20 protein-coding genes are annotated in these 25,121 nt (G+C 55.5%); 10 read left to right on the top strand and 10 right to left on the bottom strand.

What is annotated here, in order from left to right; genetic code table 11:
• Positions 1-123: 123 nt before the first annotated feature.
• On the top strand, positions 124-1,098 hold the full coding sequence (locus tag RSX24_RS26895; RefSeq protein WP_339275840.1) for an SMI1/KNR4 family protein: 975 nt from the start codon (positions 124-126) through the stop codon (positions 1,096-1,098).
• 187 nt (positions 1,099-1,285) lie between these two features.
• Here RSX24_RS26895 and RSX24_RS26890 read toward each other — a convergent pair whose 3' ends face one another.
• Together RSX24_RS26890 and fosB are read right to left on the bottom strand one after the other, a co-directional pair.
• Positions 1,286-3,100, bottom strand: a complete 1,815-nt coding sequence (locus RSX24_RS26890; RefSeq protein WP_343262284.1) for a S9 family peptidase — start codon at positions 3,098-3,100, stop codon at positions 1,286-1,288.
• A gap of 196 nt (positions 3,101-3,296) precedes the next feature.
• Positions 3,297-3,722, bottom strand: coding sequence for a metallothiol transferase FosB (gene fosB, locus RSX24_RS26885; protein WP_236417555.1), 426 nt, complete (start codon positions 3,720-3,722; stop codon positions 3,297-3,299).
• 149 nt (positions 3,723-3,871) lie between these two features.
• Between fosB and RSX24_RS26880 the strand changes: the two genes are divergently transcribed.
• The 4 genes from RSX24_RS26880 to RSX24_RS26865 all read left to right on the top strand — a co-directional run bounded on the left by RSX24_RS26880 (position 3,872) and on the right by RSX24_RS26865 (position 9,492).
• Positions 3,872-4,771: a glucose 1-dehydrogenase gene (locus RSX24_RS26880; protein ID WP_236417556.1), complete on the top strand. Its 900-nt coding sequence runs from the start codon at positions 3,872-3,874 to the stop codon at positions 4,769-4,771.
• A 118-nt stretch (positions 4,772-4,889) separates the two neighbouring features.
• Positions 4,890-6,500 carry a gamma-glutamyltransferase family protein gene (locus tag RSX24_RS26875; RefSeq protein WP_343262283.1) on the top strand — a complete coding sequence of 537 codons (1,611 nt, stop codon included), beginning with the start codon at positions 4,890-4,892 and terminating at the stop codon, positions 6,498-6,500.
• 257 nt (positions 6,501-6,757) lie between these two features.
• Positions 6,758-7,774, top strand: a complete 1,017-nt coding sequence (locus RSX24_RS26870; RefSeq protein ID WP_236417558.1) for a BMP family lipoprotein — start codon at positions 6,758-6,760, stop codon at positions 7,772-7,774.
• Between the two features lie 65 nt (positions 7,775-7,839).
• Positions 7,840-9,492, top strand: coding sequence for a methyl-accepting chemotaxis protein (locus tag RSX24_RS26865; protein ID WP_343262282.1), 1,653 nt, complete (start codon positions 7,840-7,842; stop codon positions 9,490-9,492).
• Between the two features lie 305 nt (positions 9,493-9,797).
• Here the strand turns inward: RSX24_RS26865 and RSX24_RS26860 are convergent, their stop codons facing one another.
• The 3 genes from RSX24_RS26860 to RSX24_RS26850 form a co-directional block, all read right to left on the bottom strand.
• Positions 9,798-11,462, bottom strand: coding sequence for an NAD(P)H-hydrate dehydratase (locus tag RSX24_RS26860; RefSeq protein ID WP_343262281.1), 1,665 nt, complete (start codon positions 11,460-11,462; stop codon positions 9,798-9,800).
• A gap of 218 nt (positions 11,463-11,680) precedes the next feature.
• On the bottom strand, positions 11,681-12,313 hold the full coding sequence (locus tag RSX24_RS26855) for an NAD(P)-dependent oxidoreductase (protein ID WP_343262280.1): 633 nt from the start codon (positions 12,311-12,313) through the stop codon (positions 11,681-11,683).
• Positions 12,314-12,512: 199 nt separating this feature from the next.
• Positions 12,513-12,926 (bottom strand): GNAT family N-acetyltransferase, encoded by a 414-nt coding sequence (locus tag RSX24_RS26850; RefSeq protein ID WP_339275828.1) that lies wholly within the window; start codon positions 12,924-12,926, stop codon positions 12,513-12,515.
• A gap of 138 nt (positions 12,927-13,064) precedes the next feature.
• Here RSX24_RS26850 and RSX24_RS26845 point away from each other — a divergent pair, with 138 nt between their 5' ends.
• The gene (locus RSX24_RS26845; protein ID WP_343262279.1) at positions 13,065-13,937 is read left to right on the top strand and encodes a hypothetical protein; all 873 of its coding nucleotides are present in this window, start codon (positions 13,065-13,067) and stop codon (positions 13,935-13,937) included.
• Between the two features lie 105 nt (positions 13,938-14,042).
• On the opposite strand, the gene RSX24_RS26840 is transcribed toward RSX24_RS26845, so the two are convergent.
• The 5 genes from RSX24_RS26840 to RSX24_RS26820 all read right to left on the bottom strand — a co-directional run bounded on the left by RSX24_RS26840 (position 14,043) and on the right by RSX24_RS26820 (position 19,730).
• Positions 14,043-14,282: a YezD family protein gene (locus RSX24_RS26840; protein WP_236417564.1), complete on the bottom strand. Its 240-nt coding sequence runs from the start codon at positions 14,280-14,282 to the stop codon at positions 14,043-14,045.
• Between the two features lie 229 nt (positions 14,283-14,511).
• Positions 14,512-15,387: a sulfate ABC transporter permease subunit CysW gene (gene cysW, locus RSX24_RS26835; protein ID WP_236417565.1), complete on the bottom strand. Its 876-nt coding sequence runs from the start codon at positions 15,385-15,387 to the stop codon at positions 14,512-14,514.
• Positions 15,388-15,445: 58 nt separating this feature from the next.
• Positions 15,446-16,282 (bottom strand): sulfate ABC transporter permease subunit CysT, encoded by an 837-nt coding sequence (gene cysT / locus RSX24_RS26830; RefSeq protein WP_339275824.1) that lies wholly within the window; start codon positions 16,280-16,282, stop codon positions 15,446-15,448.
• A 105-nt stretch (positions 16,283-16,387) separates the two neighbouring features.
• Positions 16,388-17,473: a sulfate ABC transporter substrate-binding protein gene (locus RSX24_RS26825; protein ID WP_343262278.1), complete on the bottom strand. Its 1,086-nt coding sequence runs from the start codon at positions 17,471-17,473 to the stop codon at positions 16,388-16,390.
• 382 nt (positions 17,474-17,855) lie between these two features.
• Positions 17,856-19,730, bottom strand: coding sequence for a rhamnogalacturonan lyase (locus RSX24_RS26820; protein ID WP_497198220.1), 1,875 nt, complete (start codon positions 19,728-19,730; stop codon positions 17,856-17,858).
• A gap of 256 nt (positions 19,731-19,986) precedes the next feature.
• Here RSX24_RS26820 and RSX24_RS26815 point away from each other — a divergent pair, with 256 nt between their 5' ends.
• From RSX24_RS26815 to opp4C, 4 genes are all read left to right on the top strand, one after another.
• Positions 19,987-20,934 carry an ArsR/SmtB family transcription factor gene (locus RSX24_RS26815; protein ID WP_343262277.1) on the top strand — a complete coding sequence of 316 codons (948 nt, stop codon included), beginning with the start codon at positions 19,987-19,989 and terminating at the stop codon, positions 20,932-20,934.
• A 327-nt stretch (positions 20,935-21,261) separates the two neighbouring features.
• The gene (locus RSX24_RS26810; RefSeq protein ID WP_236417569.1) at positions 21,262-22,998 is read left to right on the top strand and encodes an ABC transporter substrate-binding protein; all 1,737 of its coding nucleotides are present in this window, start codon (positions 21,262-21,264) and stop codon (positions 22,996-22,998) included.
• Positions 22,999-23,120: 122 nt separating this feature from the next.
• Entirely contained in the window at positions 23,121-24,077 is a 957-nt protein-coding gene (locus tag RSX24_RS26805; protein WP_343262276.1) for an ABC transporter permease, read from the top strand.
• Between the two features lie 12 nt (positions 24,078-24,089).
• Positions 24,090-25,121, top strand: a complete 1,032-nt coding sequence (gene opp4C, locus RSX24_RS26800) for an oligopeptide ABC transporter permease (protein ID WP_339275817.1) — start codon at positions 24,090-24,092, stop codon at positions 25,119-25,121.

Raw genomic sequence — 25,121 nt, 5'->3', positions numbered from 1 at the left:
CGTTACAGCGATCACATACAATCGTAGGCGCGGCCACGTTTCCCTCCCTTCATTTTGAGTAAAGCGAACAAGCTGCAGTATAATGGAAGGGATTCACATCTTTCAACGAAATGGGGCCTCATCATGGATCATGAAGAGCTTCTTGCACAGCTTCACGACTGGCACGACAATGACGAATACAGCCGGATTATCGAACGAATTCAGCAAGTCCCGGTACAAGAGCGCGGCTATGGGCTGATCAGCCAGCTTGCCCGGGCATATAACAATGACGAGCGCTACCGGGAAGCGATCCAACAGCTGTTATCCGTTGCCGACGAAGGTAAGCAGGATCCGCTTTGGCATTTCCGGCTGGGCTTCGCCTATCATCATCTGGGGCTGTATGACCAGGCACTGCATGCTTTCCGTGAAGCGAACAGGCTGCAGCCGGGCGACGAAGATACGCTCGATTACATCGAATATATTCGTCCCAAAGCAGAGAAAATGATCCGGGATCAGCAGCGTTGCAAACTGGATGCGGCCATCTGGAAACAGAAACATGGGAGCGCCTTGCCGTTCGAAGGGTTCGACCTTGCTTCATTCTGGAGAGGAAACGAGTATGCACGAGCAAATGAAATTTCTGAACCGGTGGACGAAGCCGTGGTTCGGTCCATTGAGCAAGAACTCGGATATACAATTCCCGCGGCCTACATCGCCCTCATGAAATCGCAAAACGGCGGCACGCCGTCGCGCACCTCTTTTCCCACCCAAGAAGCGACATCCTGGGCCGAAGACCATATTGCCATAACGGACATTCACGGCATCCGCCGAGACAGGTCCCATTCCTTTGGAGGTGGCCTGGGCAGCCGTTTCATGATCGAAGAATGGGGATATCCCGATCTTGGCATCGTCATTTGCGATTGCCCGTCCGCGGGCCATGACGTCGTCATGCTGGATTACCGTCTCTGCGGGCCGGAAGGCGAGCCTTCGGTCGTACACGTCGACCAGGAAGACGATTACGAGATCACCTACCTTGCGCCGAATTTCGAAGCCTTCATTCGCGGCTTGGTGGATGACAGCGTGTTTGATGAGGGAGACGAAGGCGAAGATATCGAGGATTAAGGCCATTAGTGCAGTAAAAATCTTCTGTTTCGGAGCATGGATTGAAGGATCCCATCATCCCCCCTGAGCGGACGACCTGTTGAACCTCGGCCATAGAAACGGCAAACAGCACCGGCAAGGTGCTGACGAATCTGTCAGACCAGCCGGTGCCGTTTATTGGTATGAGGACATTTTCTCTGCCTCGTCCCTAGCTTTGAAGCGGTACCGCCGCCTCCTGATGTCTCTGCAGGAACTCCAGCATGCGCCGATATACGAAAATTTCGTTTTCTTTGCGGGAGAAACCATGTCCTTCGTCATCCAGCACGATATATTCCACGTTCACGCCTTTCTCCTGCAGCGCAGCCACGATCTGGTCGGATTCGGCCTTGACCACTCTCGGGTCGTTGGCTCCCTGAATCACCAGCATCGGGTTTCTCATCTGATCGAGATACGTTATCGGGGAATCCTTGGTCAATCGCTCGCGGTCGCGAACCGGATCGCCAAGCCAATTGTCCATCAGCGGCTTCCAGTCGTCGGGTACGGATTCAATGAACGTGAACAGGTTGGAAGGCCCGAATATGTCCACGGCTGCCCGGAAATACTCGGGATGGCGGCCTGCAAGCAGCAAAGTCATGTATCCGCCATAGCTGCCGCCCACGACGAACAGTCGGTCTGGCGAGGATATTCCTTCGCTGAACAACCATTCCATCCCGGCCACGCAATCCAGACGCGGACCTTCTCCCCAGTCCCGTTCGACCATTTTCACGAACTCCGCGCCATATCCCGTGCTGCCCCGGAAATTGGGCGCGAAAATATGATAGCCCTGGGCCAGCATGAATTGGAACATCGGGCGAAAAAACTTCGCCTCGGACGCCTGGGGACCGCCATGCGGCCAAAACACGGTATGCCCGTTGGCGTTCTCCGGCTTGGCTTTGAACAACAAGGCTTCGATCTCCAATCCATCGTAGGATTCATAACGAACGACGTCCGGATACACCAGATTTTCCGGATGCAGTCCGGTGACCCGGTTGGACGTAAGCTGCTGCCATTTCTCTTCCCCCGCCATCAGGCGATAAATGTTATGCGGCTGGATGGCTCCGCGTCCAAGGACGTATACATTCCCTGCCTTCGTAACCAGCGACTGTTCCACGAAGTCCAGCGGCATATCCACCTGTTTCGGTTGTTCTTCCCCCTCGCCCAGCGTATACATCCGATTCTCGGTTCCTTTGAGCGTCCAGAAATAAAGCGTCTTGGATGCCTTATGCCATGCAATGCTCTGCACGTCTTCGCCTTCCACCCGGCATAACTGGCGGAATTCTCCCGTATCGCCCCGATATTCGGCAACATAGGAATACGATTCGTTGTCGTTCGTGATCACCAGCAAACGGTCATTGTCGGCAAAAAGAACATACGGAACCTGGCTCTGGCGTTCCGATGCAGGCAAAACGGCTTGTTCCTTCCCATTCCTGTATAGATGGGCCGTCTGGTACGTATTGGAGTATATTTTGATGACCACATGGCTGTTCTCATCCGGGCTTACAGCGGCCAGCATGCTGGTCGTTCCTTCACCCTTGTGCAGCAACGCGTCTTCTCCCGTCCGCAAGTTCATGATCCTGGAATCCAGGAAATTCGGATTGCCGGCGCTTGTGATGTAATAGAGACGTTCCCCGTCCTCGGACAGCTCTACATAATAACAGCGGTCCCCCGGCCCCGCGGGTACGACAGGTAACGGAGCGCCGCCCTCCGGCTGCAAGGCATAAAGGTGATAACTCTCGTCCCCATCCTTGTCGAAGGCGGTGAGCAAATGGCGTCCTTGCGGATCGGCTTTGATAAACTGGCTGCTCTGGTTCAGGTACGTCAGTGGGTATGGAAACCCGCCAGGCAGGTCCATCGCCCACAAATTCGGATTTCCATTCAGATTGCTGTCGAAAAACAAACGCTTCTCGTCGGAAGATACGGCAAAATGCGAAATGCGGTACGTCTGAAAAAATTGCTCCACATCGGGTTTCGGGAAAGTAAGCATGACCAACCTCCTCCATAATGGCTCACCAGTTGAACAGTGGTAAATTAGGAATCTATTAGTCATAATATATGGAAGTTACCTGTTACCACAATACCTGTGTAAGCTATCCGCTAAAATCATTCCGCCGCCATGCTAACAAAATAGAAGATTCGTGTATATTTGCGATTCCCCGCATGGCATAGGAAGCCTGCATTCTTCATGACTCCGTATAAAAGGTCATATGAGGCTTCTCTTCGCGATAATAGGCCAGCCTTTCGGCCATGGTGCCGGTATGCAATTCGAACAGATGGCCGTCCGGATCGGTAAAGTACACCGACATCGCATCCCGCGGATCACGTTCTCTTCCAGGGAGAATCTTTGCGCCGGCGGCTTTCAGTTCCTGTACCGATGCCTCGAACTCTTCTTCTTTTACCGTAAATGCAATATGTGTATAGGTTCGTTCCGTATAATTGCGGATCACATCCTCCTGATTCAAGGCAACCCAGAGGCCTGCAAGTTCGAAATAGGCCAGCTTGCGGCCTTTTACCAGGATCTTGGCTCCAAGGGCCTGCTCATAGAAAGCAATGGATCGTTCCAAATCGGATACGGAAAAGCACAGATGATTGATTCCCTGAATGTTCATTGGGCTCCTGACACCTCCATGGTCTTGGTTATCTTTATTATGGAATATTTTGGTCAAAAAACAAACCCCTCTTTCTCGTCCTCACACCATCCCATGGGCGAATGCATAGTGTAGGCATATAACCTTAGTGCGAGGAGGATGCAACGCGTATGAACCCGGTCTATCCTTTTCACGGCGAAAGAACGGTCTGCAAAGAGCAAAAGCTGGCGTTCCCGCCCCAACATCAGAACGTTCAGCCCGGACTCGAAACCTTGATGGTGCCCGAACCCATCAGCGAAGATCCGGCTTACATCGGAAGCTGCAAGCTGCAAGGCAAGGTTGCGATCATCACCGGAGGAGACAGCGGCATCGGCAGGGCGGCGGCCATCGCCTTTGCCAAGGAAGGCGCCGACATCGTCATTGCTTATTTGTACGAACGAACGGATGCCGAATGGACGAAACACCGCATCGAGGAATTGGGGCAGCGCTGCCTGCTGGTCGAGACCGACCTGAGGCTGAAAGTCAACTGTGAAGCGGTCATCCGTGCCACGATGGACGCATTCGGCAGCATCGACGTTCTCGTGAATAATCATGGAGTACAGTATACGCAGCCAAGCATCGTCGATATTACCGAGGAACAGCTGTATCACACGTTTCAAACCAATGTATTTTCCTACTTTTTCCTGATTCAGGCAGCTTACCCCCACATGAAAAGGGGAGCCTCCATCATCAATACCGCTTCCATCACGGCCTATAAGGGAGACGTCCGGCTTATTGACTACTCTTCCACGAAAGGGGCCGTCGTCTCGCTGACGCGCGTGCTCGCGAGATCGCTCGCGGCCGAGGGCATCCGGGTCAATGCCATCGCGCCCGGCCCGATCTGGACACCGCTCATTCCGTCCAGCTTTTCCGCCGAGGATGTCGAAGTGTTCGGCACGGAAACGCCGATGGGCAGGGCAGGTCAACCCTATGAGCTTGCGGCAGCTTATGTCTATCTCGCATCTCGCGACTCTTCCTATGTCACCGGCGAATGCATTCACGTCAACGGCGGGGATATGGTAACTACCTGAGCAAACGGATTTGAAGTTCAGGCAGGAGTTCGGTTCCCCGGCTGCGAAAAAGGTTCAGGAACCAAAGCCTTCGACAGGCCGAAAGCTGACATTTCGCGACAAGGAGATGAACCATTCGATGAACTTTGATCCCCTTTACCAGCCGTTTGCGTCACATCGGGTTCCCGTTTACGCCAATAAGGGCATGGTCGCCACTTCGCAGCCTTTGGCGGCACAAGCCGGACTGGACGTTCTGAAACAGGGCGGCAACGCCATGGATGCAGCTGTGGCAACGGCTGCCGCATTAACCGTGCTGGAGCCGGCTTCAAATGGCATCGGCGGCGATGCCTTTGCGCTGGTCTGGACGGGCGGCAAGCTGTACGGCCTGAATGCCAGCGGCCCGGCCCCCGGGACCCTATCCATTGAAGCCCTCACAAGTGCCGGCTACACCGAAATGCCGAAACTTGGCGTCGTCCCGGTAACCGTTCCCGGCGCGCCTGCTGGCTGGGCCGAGCTCAGCCGGCGTTTCGGGCGGCTGACGCTGGCGGAAGCACTCGAGCCTGCAGCACGCTATGCGGAAGAGGGTTACCCCCTGCCACCAGGTCTGGCGCGCAACTGGGCAAGGGCAGCCGGGATCTATGCTTCGCAAGGAGAGGTGCTTAAAGGCAGCGCATGGTTCGAAACCTTCGCACCGGGCGGGCGTACACCTGCTTCCGGCGAAATCTGGCGTTCGCCGGATCATGCGACCACCTTGCGACAGATTGGCGAAAGCGATGCACGCGATTTCTACGAAGGCGGGCTGGCGGAACGCATGCATGCATTCATGGCAGAGCATGGCGGCTATATGACAAGAGACGACCTGGCTTCGTTCAAACCGGAGTGGGTCGAGCCCATCTCCGTCTCGTACCGCGGGTATGACGTTTGGGAGATTCCGCCGAACGGGCAAGGACTCATCGCGCTGTCGGCGCTGAACTTGCTGAAGGGCTTCGCGTTCGAAGAGAAGGAATCGGTGCTGACGTACCACCGTCAGTTGGAAGCGATGAAGCTTGCCTTTGCCGATGGAGAGAAATATATTACCGATCACGGAAAAATGGGAGTAACCATTCAGGAGCTGTTATCCGAAACCTATGCGGATGAGCGCCGGAAGCTGATCGGCGATACGGCCCGCCTTCCTGAAGCCGGCGACCCGCAGGCAAGCGGCACCGTATATCTGGCCGTCGCGGATGGCGAAGGCAACATGGTCTCCTTTATCCAAAGCAATTACATGGGCTTCGGCTCCGGCATCGTCGTGCCGGGCACAGGCATCGCGCTGCAAAACCGGGGGCACAACTTTTCCCTAGATCCTTCTCACGCCAACCGGCTGGAACCCGGCAAACGCACTTACCACACCATCATTCCCGGTTTTCTCACCCGCGGCAGCAAGGCTGTCGGCCCGTTCGGGGTCATGGGCGGTTTCATGCAGCCCCAGGGCCATGTGCAGGTCATTATGAATACGCTGGACTTTCACCTGAATCCGCAAGCTGCGCTGGACTCACCGCGCTGGCAATGGACCAAGGGCAGGACGGTCATGGTGGAGCCCGGCTTCCCGCAGCACATTGCCCAGGCGCTTGCCCGAAAGGGCCATGACATTCAGGTCGCGCTCGATTCCTCCACCTTCGGACGCGGCCAGATCATCTGGCGCAATCCGGACAACGGCGTTTTATGCGGCGGCACCGAGAGCCGAACCGATGGTACCATTGCGGCCTGGTGACGCTCCGGTACTCGTCTTGTAAATCAAAAGATCCCCCGTTTGAGAAAACGGTTCGGGATCTTTTTTTATTTTTGACCAAATTCAACATTTGAAATACCGCCCCTCTGTAAAATCCAATGATTATTTCCATGAAAATTGAACTATTTGCGTAATTTTTCAATAAAACAATGAAAATCCTTCCGGACTTTACCGATATAGTTCTAGAAGTATACTCATTCATCACCCAAGACATTTTGAAAAGAAACGAGGACCCGGCCATGAAAAAACAAAAATGGATTTCTCCTGTGTTGGTACTGAACATATTTGCCGTTATGCTGCTTTTGACGGCATGCTCCGCACCCGATGGCTCGACGAACGGAAGCACGCAGGAAAACCGGATTAAGGTTGGCGTTGTCCTGACCGAAGTCGGGCTTGGCGATCGCTCATTTAACGACTCTGCCTTTGACGGACTGATTCAGGAACGGAATGAAGGCAACATCATTTTTGACTATAAGGAACCTGCCAACGGCCTGACGCCAGAGCAGGCTTTCGAGCAATTTGCACAAGAAAAAATGGACCTGATCATCGCCTTGACCGATACGGTCAAAGCCGATTTGGAAAAGGTGGCGGAAAAATATCCCGATCAGACCTTCCTGATGATAGACGGCGAGTCCGAACTCCCCAACATCAATTCCATTAAGTTCAAAGCGGAGGAAGGCAGTTATCTGGCAGGCATGATTGCCGGCTTTGCCACCAAGGATAACCACGTTGGCTTTTTGGGCGGAATGGACATCCCGGTGCTGCATGATTTTCAGGAAGGCTTCGAACAAGGCGTACATGCCGTCAACCCGGATGCCAGCGTTCATGCTGTGTATGCCGGCGATTTTGGCAAACCCGAGCTGGGAGCACAGATCGCTTCCCAAATGATGCAGGACCAAGGCACAGATGTGATCTACGTTGCCGCAGGCTTGACCGGCGTGGGCGCTCTTACCGAAATTCAGCAGGCGGGAAAACATGCCATCGGCGTAGATACGGATCAATTCTTTTTGGCTGAAAAAGCGATTTTGACCTCCATGCTCAAAAACGTGGACGTCTCCATCCGCAATGCCATCGCTACATATAAAGAGAACAACAACACTTTCCCGCAAAAGGTCATGGTATACGGCTTGGCTGAAAACGGCATCGGCATCACGGCGCTTCACAATATTACCTTGAGCGACGAGCAGCAGAAACAATTTGAAGACCAGAAAGCAAAGATTGCTTCAGGCGAGACCAAAATTACGCTTAGCCCTTGAACAAGGCAGCAGTCGTAACCAATAAGGACAAAGCACGTGAATACTCAACAATGGGGGCATATGTTATGAAGCTTCAAGGCAAGCTGATCGGTTATGCGTTATTTTCAATGCTGGCATCCCTCGTATTGGTGGCCTACATCATATTCCAACTGCTCGGCATGAATGCCGGCAATCAAAATCTGGTGCCTGCCATGCTTAAAGTTTCCGAGCTGGATGCCAACCAGCTGCAGACGGCGCAGGCGCTGGACGTTTACTCCACCTCCATGTCGGCAGCCAATCAGGACGCTGTGCTGCGTTTGCTGGACGAAGGAAAACAGCTGGCGGACCAGCTCGCGGCAGAGCTGCTGCAAACGGAGGAGCAGATGCGCCTGATCGGAACCATTCAGGAGAAGCTGACCGCGCTGGGCGAGGGCGCAACTCAAGCCATGAATGCCCAGGACAGCACGGAAGCCAAACGTTACAGCTCAAGGGTGAAAGGCATCCAGAATGACATTTATATGCTGGATGAGCTCACGCGCGAGCGTTATGAGCAGTTTACTGCCCAACTGGACAAGGATATCGATGATACATGGAAAATCGCGCTGGCAGGGGGAATTTTCCTGATCATCACCGTCACCCTGTTCAACTTCTTCACCTCCCGCCGATTGGCAGGACGCATGCGTGTGCTTAAAGATGCTGCCGGACGGATCGCCCAAGGCGATCTGAGCGTCCAATTGGCGGCGACCCGCGGAAAAGATGAGCTGGATGAGCTTAGCGCCTCCTTCCGGGTCATGATCGACAGCATTCGGAGCATGGTCGAGTCGATCGGCGCCGCAGGCAATCGGGTGGATGCGATGGCGCAGGACATTGACCGCGGCAATGACACGATGCTGGCCATCGTGCAGCAGGTGACCCGTACGACGGAGGAACTGTCCATCGGCAGCCAGAAAATCGCCGAGGATCTGGCCGAAACCGTCATGATCGTTGAACAGATGCAGCACACGTTCGACAACAGCCTGCAATCCACCTCGCAATCGGCGGAATACGGGAATGAAGTGTTAAGCACGGTTTCGGACGGCCGAGCATTCATGCAGGAACAGCTCAAACTCAGCGAGGTCAACCAAAAAGCGATGGCGGAAGTCGAGCAGACCTTCCGGGAGCTGGAGGACAGCGCCGCACGGATCGAAACGATGACAGGCTACGTGTCCGACATCGCTTCCCAGACCACGCTGTTGTCGCTGAACGCTTCCATTGAGGCGGCGCGGGCGGGCGAAGCCGGCCGAGGATTCGCCGTGGTGGCGAGCGAAGTCAAGAAATTGGCGGAGCAATCGGAACAGTCCGTGCAGCATATTTATGCGGCCGTGACAGAGATTTCAACCGCCATGGACAACGTGAAACGATCCGTCTTGAACAGCATCGGCCTTGTTGCGCAGCAGGAACAAGCTGCCAGACAAACCGGCCAATCCTTCTCAACAATCGAAGGCAGCGCGGAGCGGATCAGCGCCCAGATCAAGCAGTTGGCCTCGGAGATGCAGCAATCCCATGAATGGAGTTCCCGCGTGCACCAGGCCATCGAAAACATCAGCGCCATCACGCAGCAATCCGCAGCCAGCAGCGAAGAAATTACCGCCTCCGCTGCCGAGCAGCAGCGCTCGTTCGAAGAGGCGGCAGACAAGGTCAAAACGCTCCGCGACATCAGCGCGGAGATGCACCGGGAACTGGCAAGGTTCAAAATGTAACCGGGAAATCGGTGCCGGAACGACCGGGTTTGGGAAATCTTCGGCACGGGGAGCAGGCGTACCGAAAGGACGGTTACCTAACGATCAGGATCACAACGAAGGAGTCGGTCCGGAACCAATAAGAAGAGACGCTTTCGCCACCACGACAGGTGTGGTGATGGAAGCGTCTCTTTGATGTGTATTCAGAGGCAACGGGCTTGAAACCCGTTATCATCGGCTGTAGAAGCATCTTCTTCTCTTTAAATTAAACGCACGAAACGCATTGGCACGATCCACCAACCCTGTTCGGCCCGACTTTACAGGCGTCACAGGGCCTCGACGATGTCGCCTGCGAGCACGGCAGACGGATCGCCCCGGTGCTGCGCGGCGCGTTCCCCGGCAAGGCCGTGCAAATACACGCCCCAGGCAGCGGCTTGCTCCGCGCCGAGCCCTTGGGCCAGCAGACCGGCGATGATGCCGGTCAGGACGTCTCCGGCGCCGGCGGTTGCCATGCCGGCATGTCCGGTGGTGTTGACGTACGCCTCGCCGGTAGGCATGGCAATGACCGTGCGTGCTCCCTTGAGCACCAGGGTCACGCCCTGCTCGCGGGCGTACCTCGCAGCGTATCCGATGCGGTCACGCTGCACCTCGGCGGTCGGCAGGCGCAGCAGCCGCGCCATCTCGCCCGGGTGCGGCGTCAGCACGACCGCCGCACGGCGCTTGCCCCAGACGCGGGGCCCGTCCGGGCCGGCGTCTGCCAGCATGTTGAGGCCGTCCGCGTCGATGACGAGCGGACGATCCGTGCCCTGCCACAGGCTGCGCAGCCAGCCTGTGTCCCCCGCGAAGCGACCGAGACCGGGGCCGGTCGCGAGCACGTCGCGGCTCTCCGCGAGACGCAGCACGGCGTCCGCGGAAGCCGCGTTCCATTCGCCGCCGGGGCCTTCGGCTGCGGCGGCGAGCATGACCTCGGGCACGCTGCCGACGACGTGCGGCAGCAGTGCCGCGGGCAGCGCCCACGTGGCGAGCCCGCAGCCGGCGCGCAGCGCGGCCTTTGCCGCGAGCAGGCCTGCGCCGCTCATCGGCAGGCTGCCTGCAGCCAGCAGCACGTGGCCGTAGGTGCCCTTGTGCCCGTCAGGAACGCGCACACGGCCGGTATCTACGCCGAGATCATCGCGCAGCACCTCTTCCGTCAACAAGCGTACAGAGGCTCCGTGTTCCGGGGCCAGCCGCGCGGGAATACCGATGGAACGCACCACGATGCGCCCGGCGGCAGAAGCCCCCGGATATTGCACCAGTCCGCGCTTCAAGAGCGCAAGGCACACGGTGACCTTGGCTTGAATGCATGGCGTATGCACCTCACCCGTGTCCGCATCCAGCCCGCTCGGAATATCTGCCGCCACAACGGGCTTGCCGCTGCCATTCGCTGCCTCGATCAGCGCCGCGTAAGAGTCTCGCGGCGCTCCCCGCGAGCCGGTGCCGAGCAGCGCATCCACGATGCCCGTGCACCGGCTGAAGTCCACGGCTTCGCGCCCGTGGACCAAAGCAGGGATGCCGAGCTTCGCGGCGGCATCCCGCTGCACTGCGGCTTCGCCCCGCAGTGCCTCCGGGGCATCGGCGTACACCAGCGTGACGCCGAGCCCCGCCTCCACCAAATGGCGCGCCGCCACAAGCCCGTCGCCGCCATTGTTGCCCTTGCCGATCAGCATGTACCAATGCTGATCGCGGGGCCGCTTCATCACGAGCGCCGGGTCGGCGGCGATGAAGCCGGGAAGCCCCGGCGGACCGCCATGCACGCGGCCTGCCTGGCGATCCGCCCCACGCGGCGGCTCCGGGCATTGGCATACGCCCGCCTCCTGCTGCCGGCATAGCCGGATTACTTCCTCGGCAATGGCACGTCCCGCATTCTCCATAAGACTGAGGGCCGGAATGCCGAGCTCGCGGATGGTATGTTCGTCCACCGCCCTCATCTGTTCAGCCGTTACGATATACAACGCAATTCCCCTCCCGGAAGATTAACATCCAGACTTCATGCGAACCGGCATATCCCAGGTTCCATCATCCTTTACGCGAAGCACCAATCGATACAGCGATATGCTATCAGATTTGCAGCAGGTTTCTGCCCACTGGAGATTACGCACGCACCGATGCCGTTCGCGAATTCAAACGTCCCGGTGCGACCCCGAAAACCCGGTCTTAAGCCGTTCCCTCATTAATAAGCAACCGTAAACCGCGTCTGGATAAAATTCGGATCGTCCAGTTCATCCACCAGCGCTGCCGCAAAATCTCCAACGGAAATCGTACTCTCGCCCAGATCATCCGTAATCATGCGATTCAGGCCAATCCTGAATTGACCCGTACGTCTGCCCGAAGTAATCGTTGCCGCAGGACTCAGATAAGTCCAGGCAATGTCCGACTCTTCGATTAATCCGTAGGCGTCCAGATGAGCTTTGGCAAGCGTTCTGACTTCCTCCGGAAATCCGGGCGTGTCCATCAGCATTTCACCGGAATCCGTCAGCAGGCTTCCTGCGCCGCCAACGATGATCAAACGGCCCGCTTTGCCCCGGCGAACGCCTTCCAGCAGCGAACGCGTGACTTCGAGCAGTTCTTCCTCTTCGCCAAACTTAGGCCCGTAGGCGCTCACAACAGCATCCTGACCTGCCGTATAATCGGCAATCTGATCCGGATTAAGCAGATCGCCCTGCTCCACGTGCAAACGTTCATGCACCATTTCCACTTTGGATGGGTCGCGCACGATGGCCGTCACTTCATGCCCGCGGTCCATCAGCTCCCATAATATCGTTTTCCCAATCGTTCCCGTAGCTCCAAACAGCGCAACTTTCATATATAATCCCTCATTTCATCAAAGTCCTAAGCTCAATGCATCATTATTGTCCCAATTTACTCCTGTTGTTATAAATCTTAAACGGCACACGCCATCTTAAACCTCATGATCCGATGAAGTCAATCGCAACGCCTAAAAAAATGCAGTTTGTTTTCGATCCAAGATCGTTTTTCCAGATCAAAGGACTTCGTTCCCCCGACTACTCTTCTTGTCTCCACCACATACCTTCGGATTTCGGACTGGTATACGTGAAGCCAAACTGGGCATACAGCCGATCGGCCGGAACATCGGCCAGCAGACTGACAAGGCCGCGAGGCGGAACATGACGCCGCAAATAGTCCATAATCTCGCTCATGATCCGTTTGCCGTATCCTTGCCCCTGCGAATCCGGATGTACCGCGATGTCCACCACCTGAAAAAAGCACCCTCCATCGCCGATCACCCGGCCCATGCCGACAAGCTCCTCGCCACGGCGCAAGCATACGGCAAACAGCGAGTTTGGCAAACCTGCTTCGGCTCCTTCTCTGCTCATGGCGCTAAGGCCTGCCCGTTTGCGTAACGCAAGATACTCTTCTGCCTTCGGAGGCGTATGTACAATATGAATGGCGTCCATAATCCAATCCCCTTTCGTTTCGCTTCATGCTTGAATTCAGGCAATTCCTGTGTAATAGTGAGAGAAAAGCTTGCGTGAACCGTGTTTCACGATACGTGCGTTTACTTGCAACGATTCCTAAGTAAAGGAGGGTTACCCTTGTTTTCATTTTGGCTGCATAACATGCTCAGCTATCCCGGATTTTGGGGGCTGCTGCTTGCAATGACCGCGCTGCTAACAGGCATCTATTTATGGTCGGCAACCGAAGTCAGACGCAACCGCGAACGGCGAATGCGGAGTATACGAGATACATTATACATAAGCACACCCTTGTTGGGACAACTTGCGGCAAAAGAAACCCATGGGTACATGTTCGACGAGCACTCTTCTCCCGATCTTTTGCAAGCGATGCTGTCATGCAAAGCAGCAGCCTGCTTGTCCATGCCATTGCAGGAGCAGATTCGGGACTGTACCCGACATCCCGAACCTGCACGCCTGTCTCTCGTGCACAAAGCGCTGGAGAGGGAAACCGGGGCCTTGTCCGACGAACTCGGACGCAATGAACTCCCGGCAGGTTGGGGACAGGGTGTCTGGAACGTGTTTCGTCCTGCCGCAGAACCAATCGCCTTTGCTGCCACGGCAGCGCTGTGCGCGGATTTCGTCTTCCGGCAGTCAGGGTTGCACCGCCCCTTTTGGGCAGCTTGGGACAATGCCTTGCCATGGATGCAATTCGTTTCGCTGTTGATCACGATATTGTATGGATACCTGCTCTGGTCCGGACCGCGCGGGAGCACGCCTGCTCCTCTGAGCAAGCTGTTGTCGCTTTCGATCGTGCTGGCTGCCCTGCTGCATTTGATCGGTTCCGCAGCTGCGCCTTATGCCCTTGGCCTTCAGCTCATCCTCATCGTTTCCGGCTTCGGCCTTACCAGGACCAGTTCCCGCAGCAATCGCCCCTATGCCGGGCATGACGGGATGGAAACGGCTCAAGCTGCCCACACGGATGGAGCGGACGGAGCAGACGGCCAGAGCTGACGATACGGCAGACTTTATCCTAAAATGGCACTTTCTTAAAACAACAAATAAAAAAGGAGAAGCCGTCTTAACGTGCTTCTCCTTTTGCGTTTCGATCCTGAATTATTATCCCTTCGTGCCTGCCTTGGGGCTCCGAAGAGCACGGGCAGAGCTGCTTCTCGCAGTGCTCCCGGATTTGGAGGCGCTGCCTGAAGACACATTTTCAAAACGCTTGCGTTCCGTCCGTTCCATCTGCACGATCTGGCCTTCATGCACAACGATATGCAGCGAGCCAAACTCCATGTCGTTCAATTGTCCGGCAATGCGGTCCAGCCATACCTCATCCACTTTTAACGGCTTAGCCATAGAGCCGCCTCCTCTTCCCGGGCCGTGCCCGCCATATTTCTTGCATCGAATGCTTCGCTTCCATGTACCCGTCTATAATTCATTCTTATCCAACCCATATACTTGGATTATACATTATCAGGGCTGTATTTTACTGTCAATTGGTTTTGGACTTAAAGTCAGAATGAAATTATCCACTGCTTGATTATCCGCATCAAATCCGGTTTAAGAGCATTATGGCATATCCGGATTACTTGGCATGTGCAGCCTTGTGCCCTAACCAGCTTTTGAGCAGCAGTGTGGCCAGCGCCAATATCAGCAGCAAAGAAGCAACCGCGAACGAAGCCGAGAACTGATACTCGTTGTACAGAATCTCGACATGCAGCGGCAGCGTGTTCGTCTGACCGCGAATATGTCCCGACACGACCGATACCGCGCCAAATTCGCCCATCGCCCTGGCATTGCACAGTATGATGCCGTACAGCAAACCCCACTTGATGTTGGGCAAGGTCACGCTCCAAAAAATGCGCCAGCCGGATGCACCCAGCGTAACTGCAGCCTCTTCCTCCCGCGTGCCCTGATCTTCCATTAAGGGAATCAGCTCTCTCGCCACAAACGGAAACGTGATGAACAGCGTAGCGATCACGATGCCGGGCAGGGCGAATATGATTTTGATGTCATGCTGCTCCAGCCACGGGCCGAACCAGCCGTTCGAGCCGAAGACGAGCACAAAGATCAAACCGCCCACAACGGGAGATATCGAAAACGGCAGGTCGATCAAGGTGATCAGCAGCCCTTTTCCCCGAAATTGAAATTTGGTGATCACCCATGCCGCCGCTACCCCGAAAATCGTGTTAAGCGGCACCGTAATGGCCGCCACGAGCAGGGTAAGCTTCAAGGCGGACAAGGCATCCGGCTCCGTAAGCGCGGCAATGTAGACCCCCCAGCCTTGCTTCAAAGCCTCCATCAGCACGATGACGAGCGGCAGCACTAGCAGCCACAGCAGCACAAGCGTTGCCAGTCCGATGAGCAGCCATTTCACCCAGGGCGCTTCGGACGTCGCCCTGTTCGTCCCGGATTGCTTTCCCGCCGGCCGCAGCGGAGTTAATGGTACGGAACCAGCCATATGCCTTCGCCCCCTTCCAACGGTATTTTTGATCGTTTCCATCCTTGAACGACAGGAGCTAAGCCCTGCCCGCCTTGCGGCTCCAGCGCTGCAGCGAATTGATGACGAGCAGCAGGACGAAGGAAACGAGCAACAATAACAGTGCAACCGCCGTCGCTCCCGCATAGTCGAACTGTTCCAGCTTTGCCATGATCAAGAGCGGCGCAATTTCCGTCTTCATCGGCATGTTGCCCGAAATGAATACGACCGACCCGTATTCCCCGATTCCCCGGGCAAACGCTAACGCAAAGCCGGTCAGCAGCGGCGGCACGAGGTCCGGCAGCAAGATGGCCCGAAATATGCGCCACCGTCCCGCACCGAGCGTCGCTGCAGCTTCCTCCACCTCGGCCTCCAGTTCCTCCAGCACCGGCTGGACCGTGCGCACCACGAACGGGATGCCGATAAACATCAAGGCCAGCGTAATACCGGCCTGGGAATAGGCCAGTTTGATGCCGAGCGGCTCGAAGAACTGGCCTATCCAGCCATTTCCCGCATACAGCGCCGTAAGCGCAACGCCGGCCACTGCCGTCGGCAGGGCGAACGGCAGATCAATCACGGCATCGAACAGCCGCTTGCCGGGAAACTCGTAACGAACCAACACCCAGGCCAGCAGCAACCCCAGGAACAGATCGATCAAGGCTGCCGCGCCGGCCGTCAGAAAGCTGACTTTGAACGAAGCGAGCACCCGGGGATTGGTCGCGTTCTCCACAAGCGTTGACCAGGTCAATCCGGTCGAATTGAACAGCAAGGCCGCCAGCGGAATGAGAACAACCAGGCTCAGATAGAACACGCTATACCCCATCGTCAGCCCAAACCCCGGCAACGTGCGTCGCCGGGCTGCCATTACCTTGCTCATGAACCATCATCCTCTCTGCCTTCGGTCGGTAGGACCGGTTGGCTGCGTACACTTTAGGACAGACGGCCGTTCAGGGCCGTCTGTCGCCTTGCCTGACTGCGACAATCAGCTCCCCGGAACGTAGATCTGGTCGAAGATGCCCCCATCGTTGAAATGTTTGGCCTGCGTATCCCGCCATGTGCCGAATACATCCTTCAATGTGAACAGTTCCAGCTCCGGAAATTGATCCTTGAACTTTTCTTTTACGCTGTCCAGCGTCGGACGGTAATAGTTTTCGGCCGCGATCGTCTGCCCCTCTTCGCTATAGAGGTATTTCAGGTAAGCGTCCGCGACCTCGCGAGTTCCTTTTTTGTCCGCATTTTTGTCAACGATCGCGACCGGCGGTTCAGCCAGGATACTGATTGAAGGCACCACGATATCGAATTTGTCCGGTCCCAGTTCCTTGACGGAGAGGAAGGCTTCATTCTCCCAAGCCAGAAGCACGTCGCCAATGCCGCGCTCCACAAATGTCGTCGTTGCCCCGCGCGCTCCGGAATCGAGCACCGGTGCGTGTTTGAACAACTCTGCCACGAACGCTTTCGCCTTTTCCTCATCATTGTTGTTCTGCTTCAGCGCATAACCCCAAGCTGCAAGGTAGTTCCAGCGCGCTCCGCCGGACGTCTTCGGATTCGGCGTAATGACCTCGACGCCATCCTTGATCAGGTCATCCCAATCCTTGATCCCTTTCGGGTTGCCTTTGCGCACCAGAAACACGATGGTGGACGTATATGGAGAGCTGTTGTGCTCGTATTTGTCCTGCCAGCCCGCATTGATCAGCCCTTTGTCCTCCATCGCATCAATATCGTAACCGAGCGCGAGCGTCACCACGTCTGCATCAAGCCCGTCGATGACGGAACGGCTCTGTTTGCCCGAACCTCCGTGGGACTGCTTGATGGTCACTTCCTGACCTTTCTCTTGCAGCCAATGCGCCGCAAATGCCTTGTTGAACTGTTCGTACAGTTCCCTGGTCGGATCATAGGATACGTTCAGCAGCTCCACTGCCTTGGCTTTCCCGGAACCGCTCCCCTGTTCTCCCGAACTTTCCGCAGCACTTGATGCGCCGCTTCCGCTGCCTGATCCGCATGCAGCCAGCACCCCCGTCAACACCAAAGCAAGACCAACCAAAATGCTTCTCCGAACTCCCTTTTTCATCGCTCAACACTCCCCCTGAATGAATCTGCGTGACTGCATCGGCAGGCTGAACAGCGTATGACGTTCAACGAAAAATAGACGCAGGAACCCCATGCCCGATCCTCCTATGAAGTCCTGCCGCCGAATACGCGTGCAAGCTTCATCCAGGATGACGTGCTGTGGAGTTCCTCCGTCTGTACGGTGAGAACGTATGCTGTTCTAAACAATTATTCCTACCTGTTTAGTAAGTTATATGCCTATAATAAGGGCAGTCCCCAGGTCTGTCAAACGTTTTTTACGCAAAATTCCAATATTTTTCATGCGCAGAAAACAAGCGGGGTACGGAACATATCCGTACCCCTAACCGCTTCAAACCTTCCGGGTCATGCCTCGTGATCGGCCTTCACTGCCCGGCAAACCGGATATGAGGCATCGGAGGGGCACTCATGCCATCTCCCAGATAAAATCCGGTATGCGGCGGCTGGTTGTAGGCGACGTTTTGCCAGGCCACGCCCAGCCGGTAGACCGGATCGTGCATCAGCGTATAAATGCGCTTGTCCGTAACATCCGTTGTCGTATAGATGCGCAGCGCCGAGCTGTCATTCGTGCGCCAGACCACTTCCTCCCTCCAATCTCCCAGCAGGTCCGCCTGCAGGTTCGGCGTGGACTTCGTGCCATTGTTGGAGGAAACCCCCGACGCAGTCAGCAAATTAACCGTTTGGCTGTTGGCATAGTCCCATTTGTCAATCCGGTTGCTATCCAGCAGCTCCCGCAGCAAGTCGCCGTCCCACCAAATTCCGAAATTCGTGGATGAAGGCAGCTTTGTCCCGATCTTCTGGCCTTGAGCCGTATAAAGCGCGCCGTCTGCCCATACTTCCACCCCGCGATATCTCGGGTCAATATCTGCAGCCATCCCCCTGCCAACATCCCTCGTTGTGGGGACCCCCCAGATCAACTGCCCTGTCCCTGCGTCACGGAACTCCACACCCGCGTTGGACGGGGTTTCGTGCACCTGGAATACCTCCAGTCCCGGCCGATCCGGGTCAAGATCGCTCAAATGCATCGCATCCCCGTGTTTCAGCCCTGTCGTATACAACCCGGCTCCGTTATGATCGACCGCCATGGCGCCGTAAACGATCTCGTCCTTGCCGTCTCCATCCACGTCGGCGACGCTCAAATTATGGTTGCCTTGTCCCGCATAACCCGAGTTGCCCGAAGCTTTGGAATCGAAGGTCCATTGTTTGGTCAATCGTCCATCCCGCCAATTGTACGCGACAAGTACCGTACGGGTGTAATATCCGCGTGCCATGACCAGGCTTGGCCGCTCTCCGTCCAAATACGCGATCGCCGCCAGGAAACGATCCACCCGGTTGCCGTAATTGTCTCCCCAGTCGGAAACGTTCCCGCGCGGAGGATCATAATTCACGGTGGACAGGGCCGCGCCCGTCTCCCCGTTGAACACGGTCAGGTACTCCGGTCCGGACAGCACGTAGCCATTCGAATTGCGATAATCCTTGCCCGCATCGCCGATGACCCTGCCGGCCCCGTCTTTCGTGCCATCGGCGGTTTTCATCGCCACCTCGGCCTTGCCGTCTCCGTCCAGATCATAGACCATGAATTGGGTATAATGGGCGCCTGCACGAATGTTTTTGCCCAGGCTGATGCGCCACAAATGCGTTCCGTTCAGCTTGTACGCATCGATGAACACCTCTCCGGTGTATCCGCTCTGGGAGTTGTCCTTCGAATTGGACGGGTCCCACTTGACGATCAGTTCGTACTCGCCGTCCCCATCCAGATCGCCCGCGCTTGCATCGTTGGCGCTGTACGTATAAGCAACCCCGTCCGGCGTCGTGCCTCCTGCCGGCACATTGAGCGGGACGGACAAATAATTGTTCCCCCATACACCCACAGGGGCGGATGCCGCCTGCTCCGCACCTCCAACGACGGCCCGGACCGTGTATGTGGAACTGCTTGTCCCGTTTGCATCCTGGAGATTGGTGCTGTTCGTAATCGGGGATGTGTTCACCTTCTTCCCGTCCCGGTACGCGTTGAACGACACATTAGAACCTTCATTGCCGAAAAGCCTCCAGCTGACAAAGACGCCTTGGCCCGTTTTAACGGCCACGACGCCGCGATCCAGCAGCTCCATCTGGCGCGCCTCCGCCGCATGGGCCGCCTGCTGGCTGCCCAGTCCAAGCGTCGCCGCCAGCAAGGCCGAGCTCAACATTAACAAACCCGCGTTTTGCCATGTTCGCTTCCAAGACCGACGATTCACCATATTCAACAGCCTCCCCCATGAATTTGGTAAGCCCGATGCCCGATAGCGCATATTTATGTAAGCGCTTTAATTATAACTTATATTACATTAAACATTTAATTCCATATATAGGACTAAAATAACATTTTCACTCATTTCATTTACACTGTTGACGACGCGGTCGTTCAACGTATAACGTCTGAGCCAACATGGCGTCGATCACCTCGATAAAGGTATAATGGAGTGACCCTTGTTTTCCAGAAAGGTGGCTTCCGAATTGAACCCTCAAATCGAGATATTATACGCACCGGCTTTGGAGTTTATCGCCAGCTTGCATACGTATATTTGCCGAAAATCACATAAAAAAATCGATCTGTCCGCATCATGGGCCAAAGACGTTCAGGAACGACTGCCGACAGGACTGGCATCTGCTCTGAACGAGCTTAAGGTAGACGACGATTGGAACTGGATGCTGCTGCTTGCCTTTCTGTACGTGGACGTTTCAGAGAACGGATCAATTTCCGATCCACGTCATCAGAATGACCCTGAATCGTTTATTCGGTGGTTCGACATGATGGGAACCGACGGGTTAACGGAGCTGTTCCTGCGCTACAGCTACCCCTACCCGGAAGATGTGCAAGCCTTTCACTCCGCGATGACCCAAGTGTTGCAAGGCTGGAACGAACATTATTTCGCCTCTACCGATTCGCGGATCCATCCGGCCTTGCTGAAGGAAATGACCGCACGTCGGGAACAGCTGAATGTTCTCCCCCCCGATGAAGTGCTCGACGATGCAACCAATGGCATCATGTTCCGTCCACGGGAAGGATTGAGACGCATCGTACTGGTGCCACAGTTTCACTTTCAGCCTTTGAACATCATTCTGCAGTTGGACGATACCTTGGTATGCCATTATGCTGCACGCCTGTATTTCGGCAACGAAGAATATATGTCCACCCACGAACTTCGCGTCATCCGAAGCCTCGGCGAGAAAAATCGTCTCAGAATTTTACGTTTCCTGCATCATGGGCCTCGAAGTTTCATCGAGATCGTTCGCCATTTGGGTCTTTCCAAAGGAATTACGCATGACCATATCTCCAAGCTTCGCGGAGCAGGGCTGATTTACTCCCACTTCGAGGGAGAGAACCTGATCGAGTATTCCATTCGTCGACGCGCGCTGGACAAGCTGATTCCCAGTGTTCATGAATACATCGAACGCGATTGAATTGTCCCCCCGGATTTCGGATTTGCACAAAAATATTCTCCTTCGCACTGTACAACATGCCGCATGGCAGGACTGCCGAAGAACTTGACCGTTCAATGATTTTCGGCCCTGATCATGCGGCATTTTAACACGTTGAAGTGGTTAATTATGGTTAATCTATAAAAAAAATATTCCGGTTCTCTATTTACAGAACCAATCCGCATTTCTATAATAAGGCTTATCGCTCTCATACCTGACTAAGTTCATAGGAATTATAAAAATTTAAACATCCTCAGACAAGGCTCAGGAGAGAGGAAAAATCGAAGATTGCAATCAAGGGAGGATACTATGAAAACGAAGAAAGCTTCGATGTTGTCCACCATGTTTCTTAGCGGAGTGTTGTTGTTGTCCGCTTGCTCGGCAGGCAGCAGCTCCGGATCCGAAACAGCCGGCTCTTCCGGGAGTGCCGAAGGTTCGGCTGCCCAGACCCAATCCACTGCCGCCGTCGGCTTGGATGGACCTTATCAAGCCACCGATTTGAGCAAATTGCCGGCGTCTGCCAAGGAACGTACGGACACGATCATTGTGGCATTGACGGATCCGAGCGGCGCATTCACTCCTTATTTCCACCAGAGCGGTTATGACGGCAATGTTGCCTCACTGCTGTTTGCTTCGCTCGTCACCGTCGATCAACAAGGCTTGCCCGTGGCTGATCTGGCCGAAAGCTGGGACGTGTCGGACGATCAGCTGACCTATACATTCCATCTTCGCCCTGACTCCAAATTCAGCGACGGTTCGCCCCTAACCTCTGAAGACGTAGCCTTTACCTGGACCATTCTGCACGATAAAGCTTATGACGGCGGATTTGATATCTTCTCGACTCACGTCAAAGGCGGGCAGGCCTATACGGACGGGAAAGCGGATCATATCGAGGGCATCAAAATCATTGATCCGCTAACGATCTCCGTTACGCTTGAGCAGCCCAACGCAACCGCTTTGTTGACACTTGGCTCGGAAGTGTTGTCCAAAGCCTACTACGGCAAAGAGTACAAATTCGGCCAACTCGACTACATCAAGCAGCTGCATGCCGCTCCAGTCGGCAACGGGCCGTACAAGTTGGATAAGTTCCTGCCCGGGCAGGAAGTGCGCTTCATTGCCAACGAGTATTACTACAAAGGTAAACCGAAAGCCGAGCGTTTTATTTACAAAACGTCCGAGGGGGATACCTGGCAATTCATCGAAACAGGCGAGATCGACTTTGCCGCGTTCACGGCCACCCAGGAGAATATCGACAAACTCAAATCGCTGCCATACCTGAATCTGCTGCCTTACACGCCAAGTACATACGGGTATTTGCAGTTGAATCTGGAACATGAACAGCTGAAAGAAAAAGAGGTCCGCCAAGCGATTACCTACGGGCTTGATCGGCAATCGATCTATGTCGATGCCAACCAGGGAGCCGGTGCAGTAGCGAACATCCCGGCCTCCCCGATTTCGTGGTCCTATACGGAAGACGGCATCAATCCGTATGCCTATGATCCGGACAAAGCCAACCAGCTGCTGGATGAAGCGGGCTGGGTTCGCGGCGCGGACGGCATACGCGAAAAGAACGGCACCAAGCTGTCCTTGCACTTCCTCGGCACCAAAAGCCCGGCAACCGATGTTTTCATTGCCGTAGCCAAGGAAAACTTCGAAGCGATCGGCATCCAGTTCCAGCCGGAAGTATTCGCCGACTTCAACGCGCTCGTCTCCAAAGTGGAGGGCGGGGATTATGACATGGCCTCCTTCTCGACTCCCATGCTGACTGACCCTTCCGAAGGGGTTTATCAATTCGTGGATGGCGAGATCAAGGGATATGACAATCCCAAAGTCAAGGAATTGTACCAAAAAGGGCTCGCCACGACAGACATCGAGGAACGCAAACAAGTCTACAAAGAGCTCTACCAGCTTCTGAACGATGAACTCCCCGTTATTTTCACCAGCTATCGCAAAACGGTATATGCCTATAACGGGCGCATCGAAGGGCTATCCGTCAGCCCGTTCCGCGGGATCGCGACCAGCCTGCCGGAATGGAGCTTGAAATAAGCGGGTCGCGTGAAGAAATGTCCTTCTAACGTTAACCGACCATATGCAACGCCAAATCCGCGTCCCCTTCAGCCGTATCATCAAGACTGGAGGGGACGTGCCGATAAGGAGCTGATATTGCCATGAGCACATACGTCACCAAGCGATTGTCCTATATGATTCTCATTCTTCTGGCAGCGTCGGTACTGATCTTCAGCCTGTACGCACTGACGCCGGGGGATTTCATCTCCAGCAACATCAAGCTCAGCCCGGAGCGAAAGGCGGAGCTTCGGGAAATTTACGGCCTGGACAAACCCGTTCTGGACAGGTACTTGACCTGGATGGGCAATGCGATGCGGGGCGAATTCGGTTATTCGCTGGCACAGCAGAAGCCCGTGCTTACGCTGTTCAACGAATATATCTGGAACTCGTTCCTGCTCGCCGCAGTGTCTACCTTCTTCACCTGGATCATAGCCGTCATTGTCGGGGTCATCGCGGCCTACAAACAGTATTCATGGTTCGATACGCTGGTGATGGTCGCCATATTCGCAGCCATGTCGGTACCGTCCTTTTTTATTGGCCTGTTTCTGATCAAAATGCTGGCCGTCGATCTGAAATGGCTGCCGCCAGGGGGCATGATGACTACCGGAAGCAATGCGACGGGTATGGCCTACGTGCGGGAGGTCATTGAACATATGACACTCCCCGTCATTGTCATGACTTTGCTGGGTGTAGGGTCGTTAACCAGGTACTTCCGCAGCAACATGATCGAAGTTATCCGGCAGGACTACATACGCACCGCGCGGGCCAAAGGACTGAAGGAAAACAAGGTGCTGTATACCCATGCCCTAAGGAATGCGCTCCTTCCGGCCATCACGCTGGTAGGCTTCGAGCTGCCATCGCTGTTCGGCGGATCACTGATCATCGAACGAATCTTCAATTGGCCGGGCATCGGCCAGCTCTACATGCAGTCGTTTACGCTGCGGGACTATCCGTTGCTGATGGGTTTCACCATATTCATCGCCATTCTGACCGTGATCGGGACGCTGTTGTCGGACGTGCTCTACCATGTTGCCGACCCGCGCGTCCGGCTGCAATAGGAGGTACACGCCATGTCATTCCCCCCTATTAGCGGTTCCCGTGCGAAAAGCGGGCAGCTCCGCCAAACGCTGGCACATGTCGAAGCCCCCCAAGCAGAGCCTGGACGGAAAGCACCCGGTTATGGCATCGAGCCCGGGCCGCAATCTCAGCCGAATTTGCCGCCGCAGTCGCGCAAGTCTTCCCTGTGGCGGATCGCGATCCGGCGATTGTCCAAAAACAAATTGGCCATGGCCGGCTTGATCGTCGTTGTTCTGATGTTTCTCGCCTGCTTCCTTGGGCCGCTGTTCTCTCCCTACACCGATAACAAAATCAACATGGCGGCCATGAAACAGGCGCCTAGCTTGCGTCACTGGCTCGGCACAGACGCGCTGGGCAGGGACGTGCTTACACGCGTGCTCATGGCCGGACGCATCTCATTGACGGTAGGACTCGCCTCCATGGTATTGTCCGTATTCATCGGTGCCTTGCTCGGAGCGATCGCAGGTTATTATCGCGGTATCGTCGATCAAGTCATCATGCGCGTAGCCGACCTGCTGCTGACCATTCCGGGCCTGCCGCTGCTCTTCATCTTCGGAGCACTGCTCTCCGAATGGAAGGTGCCCCCGGAATCGCGAATGTACATCGTGATGCTTATGCTCAGTTTCGTCAACTGGCCCGGCATGGCCCGCATGATTCGCGGACAGATGCTGAGCCTGCGGGAGAGAGAATTCATGCAGGCAGCGGTAGTGCTTGGGCTGCGCGACCGACGCAAGCTGTTCCATCATTTGCTGCCAAATATCGTTCCACTGCTGATCGTTATGGCTACGCTTAGCATCGGCGGCTCGATTCTTAGCGAATCGGTGCTCAGCTTTTTTGGCTTGGGCGTTATGCCCCCGACACCAACGTGGGGGAACATGATCGATGCAGCCAACAACATGATCGATTTCCAGACGCACCCTTGGTTATGGATTCCTCCCGGGTTATCCATCTTCCTCACGGTCATTGCCATCAACATTTTCGGCGACGGCCTGCGCGACGTCCTGGATCCAAAACAGAAAAGGTAG

This window comes from Paenibacillus hubeiensis (assembly GCF_032334105.1).
Lineage (GTDB): Bacteria > Bacillota > Bacilli > Paenibacillales > Paenibacillaceae > Paenibacillus > Paenibacillus hubeiensis.
This window is presented reverse-complemented; position numbering and strand designations above follow the sequence as displayed.

Excerpts from the sequence above, each read along its gene's own strand:
- RSX24_RS26805 (WP_343262276.1), top strand. The coding sequence starts at position 23,121 with ATGAGCACATACGTCACCAAGCGATTGTCCTATATGATTCTCATTCTT.
- fosB (WP_236417555.1), bottom strand. The coding sequence starts at position 3,722 with ATGAACATTCAGGGAATCAATCATCTGTGCTTTTCCGTATCCGATTTG.
- RSX24_RS26865 (WP_343262282.1), top strand. The coding sequence starts at position 7,840 with ATGAAGCTTCAAGGCAAGCTGATCGGTTATGCGTTATTTTCAATGCTG.
- RSX24_RS26825 (WP_343262278.1), bottom strand. The coding sequence starts at position 17,473 with ATGAAAAAGGGAGTTCGGAGAAGCATTTTGGTTGGTCTTGCTTTGGTG.
- RSX24_RS26890 (WP_343262284.1), bottom strand. The coding sequence starts at position 3,100 with ATGCTTACTTTCCCGAAACCCGATGTGGAGCAATTTTTTCAGACGTAC.
- RSX24_RS26895 (WP_339275840.1), top strand. The coding sequence starts at position 124 with ATGGATCATGAAGAGCTTCTTGCACAGCTTCACGACTGGCACGACAAT.
- RSX24_RS26880 (WP_236417556.1), top strand. The coding sequence starts at position 3,872 with ATGAACCCGGTCTATCCTTTTCACGGCGAAAGAACGGTCTGCAAAGAG.
- cysW (WP_236417565.1), bottom strand. The coding sequence starts at position 15,387 with ATGGCTGGTTCCGTACCATTAACTCCGCTGCGGCCGGCGGGAAAGCAA.
- RSX24_RS26820 (WP_497198220.1), bottom strand. The coding sequence starts at position 19,730 with ATGGTGAATCGTCGGTCTTGGAAGCGAACATGGCAAAACGCGGGTTTG.
- RSX24_RS26855 (WP_343262280.1), bottom strand. The coding sequence starts at position 12,313 with ATGAAAGTTGCGCTGTTTGGAGCTACGGGAACGATTGGGAAAACGATA.
- cysT (WP_339275824.1), bottom strand. The coding sequence starts at position 16,282 with ATGAGCAAGGTAATGGCAGCCCGGCGACGCACGTTGCCGGGGTTTGGG.
- opp4C (WP_339275817.1), top strand. The coding sequence starts at position 24,090 with ATGTCATTCCCCCCTATTAGCGGTTCCCGTGCGAAAAGCGGGCAGCTC.
- RSX24_RS26810 (WP_236417569.1), top strand. The coding sequence starts at position 21,262 with ATGAAAACGAAGAAAGCTTCGATGTTGTCCACCATGTTTCTTAGCGGA.
- RSX24_RS26850 (WP_339275828.1), bottom strand. The coding sequence starts at position 12,926 with ATGGACGCCATTCATATTGTACATACGCCTCCGAAGGCAGAAGAGTAT.
- RSX24_RS26870 (WP_236417558.1), top strand. The coding sequence starts at position 6,758 with ATGAAAAAACAAAAATGGATTTCTCCTGTGTTGGTACTGAACATATTT.
- RSX24_RS26840 (WP_236417564.1), bottom strand. The coding sequence starts at position 14,282 with ATGGCTAAGCCGTTAAAAGTGGATGAGGTATGGCTGGACCGCATTGCC.
- RSX24_RS26875 (WP_343262283.1), top strand. The coding sequence starts at position 4,890 with ATGAACTTTGATCCCCTTTACCAGCCGTTTGCGTCACATCGGGTTCCC.